At 72.1% G+C, this 16558-nt stretch carries 14 protein-coding genes and 1 pseudogene; 6 read left to right on the plus strand and 9 right to left on the minus strand.

Annotated features, from left to right (window positions below; translation table 11 throughout):
• Positions 1-7: 7 nt before the first annotated feature.
• From iolD to iolC, 4 genes are read right to left on the minus strand one after another with little or no spacing between them, the layout of a single operon-like run.
• Positions 8-1879 (minus strand): 3D-(3,5/4)-trihydroxycyclohexane-1,2-dione acylhydrolase (decyclizing), encoded by a 1872-nt coding sequence (gene iolD, locus KUM38_RS21165; RefSeq protein WP_217130983.1) that lies wholly within the window; start codon positions 1877-1879, stop codon positions 8-10.
• The gene (iolB, locus tag KUM38_RS21170; RefSeq protein ID WP_217130984.1) at positions 1876-2769 is read right to left on the minus strand and encodes a 5-deoxy-glucuronate isomerase; all 894 of its coding nucleotides are present in this window, start codon (positions 2767-2769) and stop codon (positions 1876-1878) included. Before iolB ends, iolD begins: the two co-directional genes overlap by 4 nt.
• A gap of 28 nt (positions 2770-2797) precedes the next feature.
• Entirely contained in the window at positions 2798-3676 is an 879-nt protein-coding gene (locus tag KUM38_RS21175) for a deoxyribose-phosphate aldolase (protein ID WP_217130985.1), read from the minus strand.
• A gap of 13 nt (positions 3677-3689) precedes the next feature.
• The gene (gene iolC / locus KUM38_RS21180) at positions 3690-4682 is read right to left on the minus strand and encodes a 5-dehydro-2-deoxygluconokinase (protein WP_217130986.1); all 993 of its coding nucleotides are present in this window, start codon (positions 4680-4682) and stop codon (positions 3690-3692) included.
• 316 nt (positions 4683-4998) lie between these two features.
• Here iolC and KUM38_RS21185 point away from each other — a divergent pair, with 316 nt between their 5' ends.
• The 5 genes from KUM38_RS21185 to KUM38_RS21205 are packed head-to-tail and all read left to right on the plus strand — an operon-like array spanning position 4999 to position 9963.
• Positions 4999-6018 carry a sugar ABC transporter substrate-binding protein gene (locus KUM38_RS21185; protein ID WP_217130987.1) on the plus strand — a complete coding sequence of 340 codons (1020 nt, stop codon included), beginning with the start codon at positions 4999-5001 and terminating at the stop codon, positions 6016-6018.
• Entirely contained in the window at positions 6018-7094 is a 1077-nt protein-coding gene (locus tag KUM38_RS21190; RefSeq protein WP_217130988.1) for an ABC transporter permease, read from the plus strand. The genes KUM38_RS21185 and KUM38_RS21190 overlap by 1 nt, the downstream gene beginning before the upstream one ends.
• A 5-nt stretch (positions 7095-7099) precedes the next feature.
• Positions 7100-8011, plus strand: coding sequence for an ATP-binding cassette domain-containing protein (locus KUM38_RS21195; RefSeq protein WP_217130989.1), 912 nt, complete (start codon positions 7100-7102; stop codon positions 8009-8011).
• 1 nt (position 8012) lies between these two features.
• Positions 8013-8915, plus strand: a complete 903-nt coding sequence (locus KUM38_RS21200) for a sugar phosphate isomerase/epimerase (protein ID WP_217130990.1) — start codon at positions 8013-8015, stop codon at positions 8913-8915.
• A 28-nt stretch (positions 8916-8943) separates the two neighbouring features.
• The gene (locus tag KUM38_RS21205; RefSeq protein WP_217130991.1) at positions 8944-9963 is read left to right on the plus strand and encodes a Gfo/Idh/MocA family protein; all 1020 of its coding nucleotides are present in this window, start codon (positions 8944-8946) and stop codon (positions 9961-9963) included.
• Positions 9964-10079: 116 nt separating this feature from the next.
• On the opposite strand, the pseudogene KUM38_RS21210 reads toward KUM38_RS21205, so the two are convergent.
• From KUM38_RS21210 to KUM38_RS21225, 4 genes and pseudogenes are all read right to left on the minus strand, one after another.
• A pseudogene (locus KUM38_RS21210) lies at positions 10080-11063 on the minus strand (Gfo/Idh/MocA family protein); the annotation flags it as partial.
• Complete coding sequence (locus KUM38_RS21215) at positions 11060-12064, minus strand: Gfo/Idh/MocA family oxidoreductase (protein WP_217130992.1); 1005 nt, start codon at positions 12062-12064, stop codon at positions 11060-11062. The pseudogene KUM38_RS21210 and the gene KUM38_RS21215, both read right to left, overlap by 4 nt.
• 52 nt (positions 12065-12116) lie before the next feature.
• Complete coding sequence (locus KUM38_RS21220; protein ID WP_217130993.1) at positions 12117-12893, minus strand: SDR family oxidoreductase; 777 nt, start codon at positions 12891-12893, stop codon at positions 12117-12119.
• Positions 12894-12911: 18 nt separating this feature from the next.
• Positions 12912-14087: a phytanoyl-CoA dioxygenase family protein gene (locus KUM38_RS21225; RefSeq protein WP_217130994.1), complete on the minus strand. Its 1176-nt coding sequence runs from the start codon at positions 14085-14087 to the stop codon at positions 12912-12914.
• Between the two features lie 107 nt (positions 14088-14194).
• Here KUM38_RS21225 and KUM38_RS21230 point away from each other — a divergent pair, with 107 nt between their 5' ends.
• Positions 14195-15229 carry a LacI family DNA-binding transcriptional regulator gene (locus KUM38_RS21230; RefSeq protein ID WP_217130995.1) on the plus strand — a complete coding sequence of 345 codons (1035 nt, stop codon included), beginning with the start codon at positions 14195-14197 and terminating at the stop codon, positions 15227-15229.
• Between the two features lie 159 nt (positions 15230-15388).
• Here KUM38_RS21230 and KUM38_RS21235 read toward each other — a convergent pair whose 3' ends face one another.
• Positions 15389-16549 carry a Gfo/Idh/MocA family protein gene (locus tag KUM38_RS21235; protein ID WP_217130996.1) on the minus strand — a complete coding sequence of 387 codons (1161 nt, stop codon included), beginning with the start codon at positions 16547-16549 and terminating at the stop codon, positions 15389-15391.
• Between the last annotated feature and the right edge of the window lie 9 nt (positions 16550-16558).

The following is a 16558-nucleotide window of genomic DNA, read 5'->3' on the forward strand; positions in this document are numbered from 1 at the left end:
GGCGGGGTCAGAGGTGGCGGCGGCGTTCGGCGACCTCGGTGTCGTACCGTGCGCGGGCCCGGGTGGCGGCCTCACGGGCGGACACCTCGGCCACCGGCACGTCCCACCAGGCCTCGGCCGGGGGCGCGGTGGGGGCGGGGTCGGTCTCGATGTACACGCACGTCGGCCGGGAGGAGGCACGCGCCTCGGCCAGCGCGTCGCGCAGCTCCCGCACGGTCTTGGCGCGCAGTACGTCCATGCCGAGGCTGGCCGCGTTCGCGGCGAGGTCCACGGGCAGCGGGGCACCGGTGAAGGTGCCGTCACCGGCCCGGTGACGGTAGGCGGTGCCGAAGCGCTCGGCGCCCACCGACTCCGACAGGCCGCCGATGGAGGCGTACCCGTGGTTCTGCACCAGGACCAGCTTGACCGGGAGGTTCTCCTGGACGGCGGTGACGATCTCCGTCGGGTTCATCAGGTACGTGCCGTCGCCGACCAGCGCCCAGACCGGGGTTCCGGGAGCGGCCTGCTGGACACCCAGCGCGGCCGGGATCTCGTAACCCATGCAGGAGTAGCCGTACTCCAGGTGGTACTGGCGGGGGCTGCGCGACCGCCACAGCTTGTGCAGGTCACCGGGGAGCGAACCGGCCGCGTTGATCACCACGTCCTCGTCGCCGACGACCGCGTCGAGCGCGCCGAGCACCTGCGTCTGCGTCGGTACGGCCGTGTCGTCCTGCGCGCGGTAGGCGGTCTCGACGACCTGCTCCCAGCGCTCCTTGCCGGCCCGGTACTCGGCGGCGTACGGCTCCTCCACGCGGTGCCCGGCCAGCGCCTCGGTGAGCAGCTCCAGACCGCTCCGCGCGTCGCAGACCAGGGTGCGCGCCGCCAGCTTGTGCGCGTCGAACCCGGTGATGTTGAGGTTGAGGAAGCGGACGTCCGGGTTCTGGAAGAGGGTGCCGGAGGCGGTGGTGAAGTCGGTGTAGCGGGTGCCGACGCCGATCACCAGGTCGGCGGTGCGGGCCAGTTCGTCGCTGACCGCCGTGCCGGTGTGGCCGATGCCGCCGAGGTCGGCGGGGTGGTCGTGGCGCAGGGAGCCCTTGCCGGCCTGGGTGGAGGCGACCGGGATGCCGGTGGCGTCCACGAACGCCTTCAGCGCCTCCTCGGCCTCGCTGTGGTGGATCCCGCCGCCCGCGACGACCAGCGGGCGGCGCGCGGCCCGTACGGCCGTTACGGCCGCCGCCAGCTCCGCCGGGTCCGGGGCGGGACGGCGTACGGACCAGACGCGCTCGGCGAAGAACTCCTCCGGCCAGTCGTACGCCTCCGCCTGCACGTCCTGGGGGAGGGCCAGTGTCACCGCACCGGTCTCGGCCGGGTCGGCGAGCACCCGCACGGCGCCCAGCGCGGAGGGGATCAGCGCCTCGGGGCGGGTGACGCGGTCGAAGTACCTGGACACCGGGCGGAGCGTGTCGTTGACCGACACGTCCGCCTCGACCGGGTGCTCCAGCTGCTGGAGCAGCGGGTCGGCGACGCGGGAGGCGAAGTAGTCGCCGGGGAGCAGGAGCACCGGCAGCCGGTTGACGGTGGCCAGGGCGGCGCCGGTGACCAGGTTGGTCGCGCCGGGACCGATGGACGTCGTCACCGCCTGCGCCGAGAGCCGGTTGAGCTGGCGGGCGTACCCGACGGCGGCGTGCACCATGGCCTGCTCGTTGCGCCCCTGGTGGTACGGCATCACGTCGGCGTACTCGACGAGCGCCTGCCCGATCCCCGCCACGTTGCCGTGGCCGAAGACGCCCCAGGTGCCCGCGATCAGCCGGCGGCGCACGCCGTCGCGTTCGGTGTACTGGGCGGACAGGAACCGCACCAGGGCCTGGGCGGTCGTCAGTCGGCGGGTGGCGGCGCTCATACGGACCTCTCCGGTGCGGTGTAGAGGGGGAGTCGGGGGTCGACCGCCTGGTCCGGCCAGGTGGCGCGGATCCAGGCGTGGTCGGGGTGGTCGCAGATCAGCCAGGCGCGTTCGGCCCCGGGGCCTGCCATGACGTTGAGGTAGTACATGTGGTGGCCGGGCACGGCCATCGACGGGCCGTGCCAGCCGTCCGGGATGAGGACGACGTCGCCGTCGCGCACCTCCGCCAGCACGTCCGTCTCGCGGCCCGGACCGGACGGGGAGACCCGCTGGTAGCCGAGGCCGGGGGTGCCGTCGTGACCGGCGAACTCGAAGTAGTAGATCTCCTCCAGCACGGACTCCTCGCCGGGCCGGTGCTCGTCGTGCTTGTGCGGCGGGAAGGACGACCAGTTGCCGCCCGGGGTGAGCACCTCGACCGCGATCAGCTTGTCGCACTCGAACACGCCTGCCGCACCGAAGTTGTTGACCTGCCGTGAGCAGTTCCCGGTGCCGCGCAGCTCGACGGGGACGCCGGAGGCGGGGCCGTACCGGGCGGGCAGCCGGCGGGTGCAGCGGGCGCCGGTGAGCGCGAACCGTCCGCCGTCCGTGGCGGACACCGTCGTACGGGCGTCGCGCGGGACGTAGGCGAAGTCGGTGACGCCGTCGAACACACCGGTGCGGCCGGTGAGTTCGAAGGTGTCGTGGCCGAAGTCGTCGACGGCGGTGACCGTGCAGCCGCCGCTCAGCGGCAGCACGATCCACTCGCTGTCGCCGGTGTCGAAGGTGTGCGCGCCGCCCGGGGGCAGCTCCAGGACGCGCAGGCCGGCGTGGCCCCAGCCGGCGGATTCCGGGGTCACGTCGACGGCATAGGGGCCGGCGAGGGCCTTGCCCGCGGGAAGGTGATGTGCCATGCGATGCCTCCGTCTTCGTACGGGCTTCTCACAACAGGCCGACGGCCGTGTCGACCGCCGTCTCCACACTGCCCTCGGCCGGGTAGAGCAGCGAGCGGCCGACGACCATCCCCATCACGGTGGGCAGCCGCAGCGCCTTGCCCCACCGCTCGTACGCCGCCTCCTGGTCGCCGACCTCGCCGCCGAGCAGGACGACGGGGAGCGTGGAGGCCCCCAGCACCTCCGGCATGGCGTCGACGTCGTCGGTGACGGGGAGTTTCAGCCAGGTGTAGGCGGAGGTGCCGCCCAGCCCGGAGGCGATGGCGATGGAGCGGGTGACGGCCTCGGCGGACAGGTCGTTGCGGACCCGGCCGTCCGCACCCCGGCGCGATATGAACGGCTCCACGAACACCGGCAGCCGTCGTTCGGCCATGGCGTCGACGGCGCGGGCGGCGGACTCCAGGGTGGTCAGCGAGCCCGGGTCGTCGTAGTCGATACGGACCAGCAGCTTGCCCGCGTCGAAGCCCAGCCGGGCGATGTCCTCCGCGCGGTGGCCGGTGAAGCGGTCGTCCATCTCGAAGGACGCTCCGGCCAGGCCGCCGCGGTTCATCGAGCCCATGACGACCTTGTTCTCCAGCGCCCCGAGGAGCAGCAGGTCCTCCAGGATGTCGGCGGTGGCCAGCACGCCGTCGACGCCCGGGCGGGACAGCGCGGTGCAGAGACGTTCCAGCAGGTCGGCGCGGTGGGCCATGGCCAGCCGGCGGTCGCCGATGCCGAGCGCGCCCCGGGCGGGGTGGTCGGCGGCCACGATCATCAGCCGCCCGCTGTCGCCGATCAGCGGGCGCCGTGCCCGACGGGCGGCGGCCTCGGCGACGGCCTCCGGATTGCGGGCCCGGACCGTGGTGAGGTCGGGGATGCTGAGGTTCAAGGAAGGGCTCCGTTCAGGACTGGCTCGGCAGGTCCGCCGCGTCCGGCGACGCGGCCCGCGCGAGGAGGTCCGCGACCTCCGGCCCGGTCGGCATGGCGGACGAACAGGCGAGGCGTGAGGCGACGAGGGCGCCGGCGGCGTTGGCGTGGCGCATGGTCTTCTCCAGGTCCCAGCCGGAGAGCAGGCCGTGGCAGAGCGAGCCGCCGAAGGCGTCGCCCGCACCGAGGCCGTTGACCACCTCGACCGGCACCGGGGGCACCTCGGCCCGGGTGCCGTCGCGGTGCACGGCGAGCACGCCCCGGGGGCCCTGCTTGACCACGGCCAGCTCCACCCCGGCCGCCAGCAGCGCCTCGGCGCAGGCCTCGGGCTCGCGCACACCGGTGGCGACCTCGCACTCGTCGAGGTTGCCGACGGCGACCGTGGCGTGGCGCAGCGCCTCGCGGTAGTACGGACGGGCCTGGTCCGGGTCGCGCCAGAACATGGGGCGCCAGTCCAGGTCGAAGACGGTGGTGCCGGACCTGTCCCGCGCCTCCAGGGCGGCGAGCGTGGCCGAGCGGCTGGGCTCCTCGCTCAGACCGGTGCCGGTGATCCAGAAGATCCCGGCCGCGCGTACGGCGGTCAGGTCCAGCTCGTCGGCGCGGATCTCCAGGTCGGGGGCCTTGGGGCGGCGGTAGAAGTACAGCGGGAAGTCGTCCGGCGGGAAGATCTCGCAGAACGTGACCGGCGTGGGATACGCGGCGACCGGCGTGACCCAGCGGTCGTCCACGCCGAACCCCTTGAGCGCCTCGTGCAGAAAGGTGCCGAAGGGGTCGTCACCGGTGCGGGTGATCAGCGCCGTGGAACGGCCCATCCGGGCGGCCGCCACCGCGACGTTCGCGGCCGATCCGCCCAGGAATTTCCCGAACGTCTCCACCCGCGACAACGGAACGCCGGTCTCCAGTGGATAAAGATCGACCCCGATGCGACCCATGGTGATCAGGTCGAAATACTGTGGTGAGTGGGCCATTGAGCGACGCTCCTCGAGCAGCTGGGGATGCGGGTCCCGGGGTGCCCTGCCACGGTGGGGATGGATTCCAGGGACCTGCCGCCTCTCAGGTGTAGGTCTCGAAGGGCGACGCTGTCAATAGTTTGTACTTACATTCGGACTAGCTCGTGAAATGATGTCTTAACAAAGTATTGACAGCAGGCGGTTCTGGGGATTGGATCGCGTCCCAGCACAACCGCCGTGTTCCATGGCACACCCCCCGGACTTCCGGGGCTCCGCGCACCGGATCCTCGGACTCCCGCCCTTTCCCCGCGTAGCACAGTGAGGTGCAGGACAGATGGACCGCTCTTCTCACACCCGCTCCCGCAGAATCGCGCCGTTCGTCGCGGTCGCGGCGGCAGCCGCCCTTGCCCTCGCCGGCTGCTCCAGCGGTTCCGGCGGCAAGAAGTCGGAGGAGGGCGGAGCCGACGCCTCCGCGGGCAAGGCCTCGACTCCCCGCATGAAGGTTGCCCTGGTCACCCACCAGGCGCCCGGTGACACCTTCTGGGACATCGTCCGCAAGGGCGCCGAGGCCGCGGCCGCCAAGGACAACGTCGACCTCGTCTACTCGGCCGACCCCAACGCCGGCAACCAGGCCACCCTGGTGCAGAACGCGATCGACCAGAAGGTCGACGGCATCGCCGTCACCCTCGCCAAGCCGGACGCGCTCAAGGAGGTCATAGCCGAGGCGGACGCGGCCGGCATCCCCGTCGTCGGCCTCAACTCCGGTCTGAGCGACTGGAAGGACCTCGGCCTGCTGGAGTTCTTCGGCCAGGACGAGTCGGTGGCGGGTGAGGCGTTCGGCAAGAAGCTGAACGAGGTCGGCGCGAAGAACGCCGTCTGCGTCGTCCACGAGCAGGGCAACGTCGGCCTGACCCAGCGGTGCGACGGGGTGAAGAAGACCTTCGAGGGCGAGACCCAGATCCTCAACGTCAACGGCACCGACATGCCGTCGGTGAAGTCGACGATCACCGCGAAGCTGAAGCAGGACTCCTCCATCGACTACGTCGTCACCCTCGGCGCGCCCTTCGCGCCGACCGCGGTGCAGTCGGTGGGCGACGCGGGCAGCAAGGCGAAGGTCGCCACCTTCGACCTCAACAAGGAGCTGACCAAGGCGATCGAGGCCGGCGACATCCAGTTCGCCGTGGACCAGCAGCCCTACCTGCAGGGCTACCTCGCCGTCGACGGCCTGTGGCTCTACAAGAACAACGGCAACTACAGCGGCGGCGGTGAGCAGCCCGTGCTCACCGGCCCGGCGTTCGTCGACAAGTCCAACGTCGACGCGGTCTCCGAGTACGCCGCGAAGGGCACTCGGTGATGAGCATGGCCCGACAGGCTGAGCCGGCGGTGAACACACCGCCGGCCCCCGGCCCGAAGCAGACCGACGGCCGCACCGTGCGGCGCTCGCCGGCGCTGCGTCTGCTCGCCCGGCCCGAGGTCGGCGTGTTCCTCGGGGCCGTGGCCGTCGTGGTGTTCTTCCTGTTCGCCGCGCCGCCGGTGCGGGACGGCAGCTCCATGGCGAACATCCTGTACCAGTCGTCGGTCATCGGGATCATGGCGCTGCCCGTGGCCCTGCTGATGATCGGCGGAGAGTTCGACCTCTCGGCCGGTGTCGCCGTCGTGGCCTCGGCGCTGACCGCGAGCATGCTCAGCTACCAGCTCACCCTGAACGTGTGGATGGGCGTGATCGTCGCCCTGGCGGTCTCCCTGGGCATCGGCGCGTTCAACGGCTGGATGCTGGTCAGGACCGGGCTGCCCAGCTTCCTGGTCACCCTCGGCACCTTCCTGATCCTGCAGGGCGTGAACCTGGCGGTGACCAAGCTGGTCACCGGCAACGTCGCCACCGACAGCATCAGCGACATGGACGGCTTCGACCAGGCCAAGGCGATCTTCGCCTCCGGCTTCGAGGTCGCCGGCGTCCAGGTGAAGATCACCGTGGTGTGGTGGCTCGTCTTCGCCGCCCTCGCCACCTGGGTGCTGCTGCGCACCAAGTACGGCAACTGGATCTTCGCCGTCGGCGGCAACCAGGACAGCGCCCGCGCGGTCGGCGTCCCCGTCACCTTCACCAAGATCTCCCTGTTCATGCTGGTCGGCTTCGGCGCCTGGTTCGTCGGCATGCACAACCTGTTCTCCTTCAACACCGTGCAGTCCGGCGAGGGCGTGGGCCAGGAGCTCATCTACATCGCCGCGGCGGTCATCGGCGGCTGTCTGCTGACCGGCGGCCACGGCTCCGCGATCGGCCCGGTCTTCGGCGCCTTCATGTTCGGCATGGTGCAGCAGGGCATCGTCTACGCCGGCTGGAACCCCGACTGGTTCAAGGCCTTCCTCGGCGTGATGCTGCTCGGCGCCGTCCTCATCAATCTGTGGGTCCAGCGCACGGCGACCCGGAGGTGACCGCAATGACCGACAAGACCACCGGCACCCACGGCTCCGTCCGTGAGGACACCGCGCCCGACGGCGACCGCCCCCTGGTCGAACTCCGCGGAGCCGGCAAGTCCTACGGCAACATCCGCGCCCTGCACGGCGTCGACCTCACCGTCCACCCGTCCAAGGTGACCTGCGTCCTCGGCGACAACGGCGCGGGCAAGTCCACCCTCATCAAGATCATTTCCGGTCTGCACCAGCACACCGAGGGCGAGTTCCTCGTCGACGGCGAGCCGGTGCGCTTCTCCACCCCGCGCGAGGCCCTCGACAAGGGCATCGCCACCGTCTACCAGGACCTCGCGGTCGTCCCGCTGATGCCGGTGTGGCGGAACTTCTTCCTCGGCTCCGAGATGACCAAGGGCCCCTGGCCCGTCCGCCGCCTCGACATCGACCGGATGAAGAAGACGGCCGACGAGGAACTGCGCAACATGGGCATCGTCCTGGACGACCTGGAGCAGCCCATCGGCACGCTCTCCGGCGGCCAGCGCCAGTGCGTCGCCATCGCCCGCGCCGTCTACTTCGGCGCCCGCGTCCTCATCCTGGACGAGCCGACCGCCGCCCTCGGCGTCAAGCAGTCCGGCGTGGTGCTCAAGTACATCGCGATGGCCCGCGACCGCGGTCTCGGCGTCATCTTCATCACCCACAACCCGCACCACGCCTACATGGTCGGCGACCACTTCAGCGTGCTGCGCCTGGGCACCATGGAACTCAGCGCCGACCGCAGCGAGGTCGGCCTCGAGGAGCTGACCAACCACATGGCGGGCGGCGCCGAACTGGCCGCCCTCAAGCACGAGCTGGCGCAGGTCGGCGGCGTCGACACCGAGGAACTCCCCGAGGAGGGCGACCTCCAGGCCCCCGTAGTCGCAACTCCGGAAGGAAAGTCCTGACATGGCAGTCGCGCTCGACCGCATCCGGGTCGGTTCCGCCCCCGACTCCTGGGGCGTCTGGTTCCCCGACGACCCGCAGCAGGTGCCCTGGCAGCGCTTCCTCGACGAGGTCGCCGAGGCCGGCTACTCCTGGATCGAACTCGGCCCCTACGGCTACCTCCCCACCGACCCGGCCCGCCTCGGCGACGAGGTGAAGAAGCGCGGCCTCAAGGTCTCCGCCGGCACCATCTTCTGCGGACTGCATCGCGGCCCGTCCGAGTGGGACACCACCTGGGAACAGGTCAGCCGCGTCGCCGCGCTCACCCGGGACATGGACGCGAAGCACCTCGTCGTCATCCCGTCCTTCTGGCGCGACGACAAGACCGCCGAGATCCTGGAGCCCCCGGAGCTCACCACCGAGCAGTGGGGCCACCTCACCCGGGGCATGGAACGTCTCGGCCGCGAGGTGAAGGACACGTACGGCCTGGACATCGTCGTCCACCCGCACGCCGACACCCACATCGACACCGAGGCGCACGTCGAGCGCTTCCTCGACTCGACCGACTCCGGCCTGGTCAACCTCTGCCTGGACACCGGCCACTACGCCTACTGCGGCGGCGACAGCGTCAAGCTGATCGAGACCTACGGCGAACGGATCGGCTACCTCCACCTCAAGCAGGTCGACCCGGAGATCCTCGCCGACGTCGTCAAGAACGAGGTCCCGTTCGGGCCGGCCGTGCAGCGCGGGGTGATGTGCGAACCGCCCGCCGGAGTCCCCGAGCTGGGCCCGGTGCTCACGGCCGCGCAGAAGCTGGGCGTGGACCTGTTCGCGATCGTCGAGCAGGACATGTACCCCTGCGAGCCGGACAAGCCGCTCCCCATCGCCGTACGGACCCGCAAGTTCCTCCGCTCCTGCGGCGCCTGACGAGCCCGACGAAGGGGAGGCGAGAGACATGAACCGGCGCGAGCCGCTGCGCGTCGCCGTCATCGGAGCCGGCCGGATGGGCGCGGACCACGTACGCCGTATCGACCGGGTCGTCAGCGGCGCGCGGGTCACCGCCGTCGTGGACGTCGACGCCGAACGGGCCGAGGCCGTCGCCGCGGGCGTCGACGGCTGCACCGCCCACACCGACCCGGCCGCCGCGCTGGCGGCGGCCGACGTCGACGCCGTACTCGTCGCCTCCTCCGGGCCGGCCCACGAGGCCGCCCTGCTCACCGCCTTCGAGCACGACCTGCCCGTCCTGTGCGAGAAGCCGCTCACACCCGACGCGGCCTCCGCCCTGCGCGTCATGGAAGCCGAGCAGGCCCTCGGCCACCGCCGGGTCCAGGTCGGCTTCATGCGCCGCTACGACGCCGAGTACGTGAAGCTGAAGGCGCTGCTGTCCACCGGCCGGCTGGGCCGCCCGCTGATGCTGCACAACCGGCACCGCAACGTGGCCAGCCCGCCCTTCTTCACCAGTGCCATGCTCATCAGCGACTCCGTGGCCCACGAGGTGGACGCCACCCGCTGGCTCCTCGGCCACGAGATCACCGCCGTGACGGTCCTGCGCCCCACCCCGTCGGCCGGTGCCCCCGAGGGACTGACCGACCCGCAGTTTGTTGTTTTGGAGACCGACGGCGGCGCGCTCTCCGACGTCGAGATCTTCGTCAACTGCGGCTTCGGCTACCAGGTGCAGGCCGAAGTGGTCTGCGAACACGGCACCGCCCGCATCGGCGACGGCCACACCCTGGTCACCCACGTGGCCGGCCGCTGGGGCGGCACCATCACCCAGGACTGGACCGAACGCTTCGCCCAGGCCTACGACGACGAGATCCGGGCCTGGGTCGACGCCACGCGGCGCGGCGAGGTCACCGGGCCCAGCACGTGGGACGGGTACGCCGCGGCGGCCGTGTGCGAGGCGGGGGTACGGGCGCTGGAGGAGGGCGGCCGGGTGCGGGTCGACCTGGTGGAGAAGCCCGCGCTGTACCAGTAGCCAGCCGCTGTGGGCAGTCGTTCCGCAGGGCGATGGGGGCACCTCCCATGCCCTTGAGGCAATGGGGGAGGGTGGGCACAGCCAACAACGCGGGCCACCGCTCGACAAGGGGCCACTGCACACGCGTAGCACGCGTCGATCAACCGCATCGTCGTCACCGCGTCGTCCGCGTCCAGGGGAAGCGCCGTACCGGCGCGTACCCGGGCGGCGAACGCCTCCAGTTGGTACGTGTACGACGACCGGGTGCCGAGGTGTTCCGTGCGTTCGCCGTCCGGAGTGCGGACGACGACCCGGTCGTCCCTCTGCGGGAGCACGAAGTTCGGGGCCGTCGCCTCGCCCCGGCTGCCGACGACCCGGATGCTCATCTCCAGCCGGTCGTACGCCATGTGGCAGCGGGCGCTGCCCGTCGCGCCGGACGGGAACCCCAGGTCGGCGTCCAGCCACTCGTCCACGCCCGGAGCGCCCTCCCGCTCACCGGCCCGCGCGGACAGCAGGCGCGGGGCGCCGCCCGCCCAGGGGGCCAGCATGCGCAGCGCGTGCACGCTGTAACAACCCAGGTCCATCAGGGCACCGCCGGCCAGCGGCAGCGACCAGCGGGGGTCGGTCGCCTCCGGGGCGGGGATCGCCACCATGGCCTCCGCGTGGCGGAGCTCGCCCAGCTCACCGGAGGCCAGCAGCTCGTGCAGCCGCCGGGTGACGGGGTGGAAGAGGTAGTGGAAGGCCTCCATGAAGACGGTGCCGGACTTCGCCGCGGCCTCCCGCACCTCCTTTGCCTCCTCGGCGTTGCTCGCCGACGGCTTCTCGCTGAGGACGTGCTTGCCGGCCGCCAGGGCCGCCAGGTTCCACGGGCCGTGCAGGCCGTTGGCGAGCGGGTTGTAGACGACGTCGACCTCGGGGTCGGCCAGCAGTTCGGCGTACGAGCCGAGGGTGCGCTCCACGCCGTGTGCCGTGGCGAAGGACTCGGCCCGTGAACGGTCGCGGGCGGCCACCGCCACCAGGCGGTGGCCGGTGGCCCCGGCCGGGGCGACGAGGGAGCGCTCGGTGATCCGCGCGGCTCCCAGGATTCCGATGCGCAAGGGTTCCCGGCCGGACTCGCTCATGCGTGCCGTACCTCCTCGATGGTGACGGGACGGTGCTCGTGCAGCGACAGTGTGCACGCCTCGGCGATCCAGCCCGCCTCCAGGGCGTCCGCGATGGTGCACGGAGAGGGCCTCGACCCCGCCACGACCTCGGTGAACGCGGTCAGTTCGGCGCGGTAGGCGGCCGTGAAGCGGTCCATGAAGAAGTCGTGCGGGGTGCCCGCAGGGAAGGTCGTGCCCGGCTCCACCGACCGCAGCGGCAGCTTGTCCTCCAGGCCCACCGCGATGGAGTCGGCGAAGCCGTGGATCTCCATGCGGACGTCGTACCCCCGGCCGTTGTGGCGGCTGTTGGAGACCACCGCGAGGGTGCCGTCGTCCAGCGTGAGGACCGCGCCGGTGGTGTCGGCGTCGCCCGCCTCCCTGATGTAGCCGGCGCCCCGGTTGCCGCCGGCCGCGTACACCTCGGTCACCTCGCGGCCGGTCACCCAGCGGATGATGTCGAAGTCGTGCACCGAGCAGTCCCGGAAGATGCCCCCGGACGCGGCGATGTACGCGGCGGGCGGCGGCGCCGGGTCCAGCGTGGTCGAGCGCACGGTGTGCAGCGTGCCCAGCTCCCCGCTCCGTACGGCGGCCCGCGCGGCGACGAACCCGGCGTCGAAGCGGCGGTTGTAGCCGATCTGGACCGGCACGTCCCGGCCCTCGACGGCCTTCAGCACCTCCACCCCCTCGGCCATGGTGCGGGCCACCGGCTTCTCGCAGAAGACGGGCACGCCCGCCTCCACACAGGCGAGGATCAGCGCCGGGTGGGCGTCGGTCGCGGCGGCGACGACCACGCCGTCCACCCCGGCCGCGAGCAGGGCCTCGGGGGAGTCCGCGACCTCGGCGCCGAACCGCTCGGCGGCGGCCTTCGCGGCGTCCGTGAACGGGTCGGAGACGACGAGGGACTCGACGGCGCCGAGCCCGGAGAGGGTCTCGGCGTGGAAGGCGCCGATGCGGCCGAGGCCGAGGATTCCGATGCGCATGGGGGCGGTGCTCCTTGCTTGCGGGTTCGTACGAGCGGGGCGTGCGGGGAGGTCAGTCGAGGCCGCCGAGGACGTTCTGGTCCCAGTCGATCACGGAGCCGGTGACCACCCCGGAACGGTCGGAGAGCAGCAGGACCACGAAGTCGGCGATCTCGTCCGGTTGGCCGAGCCTGCCCATCGGCAGCCGCGCGGCGGCCTGCTCGCGCCAGTCGTCCCCGGCGCCGTGGAAGGCGCGCTGGGTGGCGTCCTCGCCCTCGGTGGCGGTCCAGCCGATGTTCAGGCCGTTGATCCGGATCCGGTCCCAGCGGTGGGCGTGCGCCGCGTTCCGCGTCAGGCCGATCAGTCCCGCCTTCGCGGCGACGTACGGCGCCAGGAACGGCTGCCCGCCGTGCGCGGACGAGGTGATGACGTTGACGACCGTGCCGGGCGCCGCGCGCCGCACCATGTCCGCGACGGCGGCCTGCATGGCGAAGAACGGTGCCTTGAGGTTGACCGCGATGTGCTGGTCGAACAGTTCGGGCGTGGTGTCGAGCAGCGTCCCGCGCGAGGTCAGACCGGCGGAGTTGACCAGGCAGTCGATCCGCCCGTAGGCCTCCACCACCCGCGCGACACAGGCCTTGGCCTGTTCGGCGTCCGCCAGGTCGGCCCGTACGAACATCGCCTTGCCGCCCGCGGCGGCCAGTTCGGCCACCAGCGCCTCACCGGGCTCCGGGCGCCGCCCGCTCACGGCCACGACCGCCCCCTCGCGGACCGCGGCCCGCGCGACGGCCGCACCGACGCCCTGACTGCCGCCGTTGACGAGGACGGCCTTGTCGTCGAGAAGTCCCATGCCGGTGTCCGGTTCCTTTCAGCTCTCGCGCCGCTTGGCGCCGGCCCGCAGTTCGCCCCGCAGGGTCCGGGCGGTCCATCCCTCGCGCAGGGCCCGGCGTACGACGTCGGCCTGCGAGGGCGGGGCCAGGCCCTCGACGGGCGGGTCGCTGTCGAGGTTGGTGGGGAAGGGGTAGCCCTCGGCGCTCGCCGCGATCACGTTCTCCAGCCACCGTTCGCCGGCGCCCTCGCCCCGCCGCTTGAGGAGCACCGGGTAGACGGCGCCCACCACGGCCTCGCGGTCCACCGTCTCCATCGCCCGGCCGAACGCCGAGGACACCTGGAGCAGGTTGGCCATGCGCCGGATGTCCGCCGAGTGGTTGGCGCCGGCGGCGTGGAACAGCGCCGGGTTGAAGAACACCGCGTCGCCCTTGGCGAGGGGGAGTTGCACGTGGTGCTCCTCGAAGTACGCCCGGAACTCCGGCAGCCGCCAGGCGAGGTAGCCGGGCTCGAACTTCTGCGAGTGCGGCAGGTACAGCGTGGGCCCGGACTCGACGGGCATGTCGCAGTGCGCCACCGCGCCCTGGAGGGTGAGCACGGGGGAGAGGTGGTGCACGTGGGCCGGGTAGCCGGCGGCGACCTCGTTAGAGAGGAAGCCGAGGTGGTAGTCGCGGTGCACGGTCTGCGCCGCGCCGCCCGGATTGACCACGTTGACCTGGGAGGTGACCTGGTAGCCGGGGCCGAGCCAGGCCGAGGAGACCAGCGCGATCATCTCGTTGGCGTAGTACTCGGCGAACGCCTCGGGGTCGTACAGGGCCGCCTTCTCCAAGGCGTTCCACACCCGGTCGTTGGCGCCCGGCCGGGCGAAGTGGTCACCGGCGCCGGCGCCCGAGGCGCGCTGCTCGGCGATCAGGGCGTCGAACACGGCGGTGGTCCGGTCCACGACCGCCGGGTCGGCGAAGGCCCCGCGGATCACCACGATGCCGGGGCCGTCCGCGAACGCGCGCACCAGCTCGGTCTGTACGGCACGGCGGTCGGCGAGGGCGAGCCGGTCGGCGTCGTACAGCGGCACGTTCCGCTCGACGCCACTGGCGTGCGGGTAGGCGGCGGCATCCGTCGGCTGCTCGACCAGCGCGCGGAAGGCGTCCAGGTCGCAGTCCCGCTCGGACAGCCAGGCGGCGGGCGCGGGGATTCGCTGGTACGTGGATGCGGACATGGGGCCGTCCCTTCGGGTCACGGAGCGACGCGGCTGATGTCATTCTTGTCAGTACAAACCCTTCGAACAACCAGCAGCAAGCCATCAAAAACCCCTCAGGAGCGGATGTGGGCCACCCCTTCCCGATCCGGGAAATCGCACGTCAGGCCGGGTTGAGCGAGGCCACGGTGGACCGGGTCCTCAACGGCCGGGGCGGCGTGCGGGAGAGCACCGCGCGGGAGGTGCGCCGGGCGATCGCCGACCTGGACCGGCAGCGCACCCAGGTCCGGCTGGTCGGCCGGACGTTCATGGTGGACATCGTGATGCAGTCGCCGGAGCGGTTCTCCACCGCCGTACGGGCCGCCCTGGAGGCCGAACTGCCCTCCCTGCACCCGGCGGTGGTCCGCTCCCGCTTCCACTTCCGGGAGACGGGCCCGGCGGGGGAACTGGTCGCCGTCCTGGACCGGATCGGCCGGCGCGGCTCCCAGGGCGTGCTCCTCAAGGCCCCCGACGTTCCCGAGGTCACCGCGGCCGTCGGCCGGCTCGCGGCGGCCGGGGTTCCCGTGGTGACCCTGGTGACGGATCTGCCGGCGAGCGTCCGGGTCGGGTATGTCGGCAGCGACAACCGGGCGGCGGGCGCGACCGCCGCCTACCTCATGGGGCAGTGGCTGGGTGACCGCCCCGGCAATGTGCTCACCAGCCTCTCCAGCGGCTCCTTCCGCAACGAGGAGGAGCGCGAGATGGGCTTCCGCGCCACCATGCGCGCCCGGTTCCCCGGGCGGGCCCTCGTCGAGATCGCGGAGGGGCAGGGTCTGGACGCCACCCAGTACGACCTGGTCCGGGCCGCTCTGGAACGCGACCCGGGGATCCGCGCGGTCTACTCGATCGGCGGCGGCAACATCGCCACCCTGCGCGCCTTCGAGGACGCCGGGCGGGAGTGCGCGGTGTTCGTCGCGCACGATCTCGACCACGACAACACCCGGCTGCTGCGCGAGCACCGGCTGTCCGCCGTGCTCCACCATGATCTGCGGCACGATCTGCGCGAGGCCTGCCACCTGGTGATGCGGGCGCACGGTGCCCTGCCGCCGGCGGGCCCCACGCTTCCCTCCGCGATCCAGGTCGTGACCCCCTACAACATGCCGCCCCCGACGACGGCGGGGTGACGGCCGGGGCTGAGCCGAAGGGTTTCTCGCCCCCGCCGCCCCTTCCCGTCCCGTCCCTGGGGGCTGCGCCCTCAGACCCCCTTCGCGCAGTTCCCCGCGCCCCTATAGGGGCGCGGGGTCGTGTCGATGTGCGGCTCCGACGCGGGGCGAGGAAAAACGTCAGGACACCTCCGGCGTCACCCAGGCCCCGCTCTCCGCCGACCGGGCCATCGCGTCCAGCACCGCCGCGCTGTGCACGGCGTCCGCGAGCCCCGCACCGTACGGAACCCCTTCCGCGACGGAGCGCAGGAACCGGTACGCCTCGATCACCTTCAGGTCGTCGTAGCCCATGGCGTTCGCCGCACCCGGCTGGAAGGCCCCGAACTCCCCATGCGCCGGGCCGACGTAGACCGTGCTGACGGGCTGGTCCTGGTAGACGGTGCCCCGGCTGACGCCCAGTTCGTTCATCCGGCGGAAGTCCCAGAACACCGCTCCCTCGGTGCCGTGCACCTCGAAGCCGTAGTTGTTCTGCTCGCCGACCGACACCCGGCAGGCCTCCAGCACCCCGCGCGCACCGGAGGCGAACCGCAGCAGACAGCTGACGTAGTCCTCGTTCTCCACCGGGCCGAGTTCACCGCCGGCCGCGCGGGAGTGACCGGCCGTGGCGCCGGCGGGACGGGCCCGCTCGGGCACGAAGACCGCCGTGTCCGCGGTCAGCGAGGCGATGTCGCCGAGCAGGAAACGGGCCAGGTCGGCGCCGTGCGAGGCCAGGTCGCCGAGCACCCCGCTGCCTCCGCGCTCCCGCTCGTAGCGCCAGGTCAGCGCGCCCTCGGGATGGGCCGCGTAGTCGCTGAAGAGGCGGATGCGGACATGGGTGACGGTGCCGATGTCACCGGAGGCGATCAGCTCGCGGGCCGCCTCCACGGCGGGCGCGTTGCGGTAGTTGAAGCCGACCGCGCCCTGGACTCCGGCCTTGGCGACCGCGTCCGCGACCGCACGGGCGTCGTCCGCGCCCAGGCCCACCGGCTTCTCGATCCAGATGTGCTTGCCGGCCTCGGCCATCGCGACACCGATCTCGCGGTGCAGGAAGTTCGGGGCGGTGATGCTGACGGCCCGCACCCGGGGATCGGCGGCCACCTCCCGCCAGTCGCGGGTCGTCGAGGCGAACCCGAACTGCGCGGCGGCCTCCTCGGCCCGGCCCGGCACCTCCTCGGCGACCGTGACCAGTTCGGGGCGGAGGGCCAGCTGCGGATAGTGGTGCCGCACGCGTGCGTACGCCTGGGTGTGCACCCGCCCCATCCAGCCGAATCCGACGACGGCGACGCCCAGCGCATCCACCATGAAAGCCTC

Origin of the sequence: Streptomyces sp. AC558_RSS880 (assembly GCF_019049255.1) — a bacterium.
Classification (GTDB): domain Bacteria; phylum Actinomycetota; class Actinomycetes; order Streptomycetales; family Streptomycetaceae; genus Streptomyces.

Excerpts from the sequence above, each read along its gene's own strand:
- iolD (WP_217130983.1), bottom strand. The coding sequence starts at position 1,879 with ATGAGCGCCGCCACCCGCCGACTGACGACCGCCCAGGCCCTGGTGCGG.
- iolB (WP_217130984.1), bottom strand. The coding sequence starts at position 2,769 with ATGGCACATCACCTTCCCGCGGGCAAGGCCCTCGCCGGCCCCTATGCC.
- iolC (WP_217130986.1), bottom strand. The coding sequence starts at position 4,682 with ATGGCCCACTCACCACAGTATTTCGACCTGATCACCATGGGTCGCATC.
- KUM38_RS21185 (WP_217130987.1), top strand. The coding sequence starts at position 4,999 with ATGGACCGCTCTTCTCACACCCGCTCCCGCAGAATCGCGCCGTTCGTC.
- KUM38_RS21190 (WP_217130988.1), top strand. The coding sequence starts at position 6,018 with ATGAGCATGGCCCGACAGGCTGAGCCGGCGGTGAACACACCGCCGGCC.
- KUM38_RS21195 (WP_217130989.1), top strand. The coding sequence starts at position 7,100 with ATGACCGACAAGACCACCGGCACCCACGGCTCCGTCCGTGAGGACACC.
- KUM38_RS21200 (WP_217130990.1), top strand. The coding sequence starts at position 8,013 with ATGGCAGTCGCGCTCGACCGCATCCGGGTCGGTTCCGCCCCCGACTCC.
- KUM38_RS21205 (WP_217130991.1), top strand. The coding sequence starts at position 8,944 with ATGAACCGGCGCGAGCCGCTGCGCGTCGCCGTCATCGGAGCCGGCCGG.
- KUM38_RS21215 (WP_217130992.1), bottom strand. The coding sequence starts at position 12,064 with ATGCGCATCGGAATCCTCGGCCTCGGCCGCATCGGCGCCTTCCACGCC.
- KUM38_RS21220 (WP_217130993.1), bottom strand. The coding sequence starts at position 12,893 with ATGGGACTTCTCGACGACAAGGCCGTCCTCGTCAACGGCGGCAGTCAG.
- KUM38_RS21225 (WP_217130994.1), bottom strand. The coding sequence starts at position 14,087 with ATGTCCGCATCCACGTACCAGCGAATCCCCGCGCCCGCCGCCTGGCTG.
- KUM38_RS21235 (WP_217130996.1), bottom strand. The coding sequence starts at position 16,549 with ATGGTGGATGCGCTGGGCGTCGCCGTCGTCGGATTCGGCTGGATGGGG.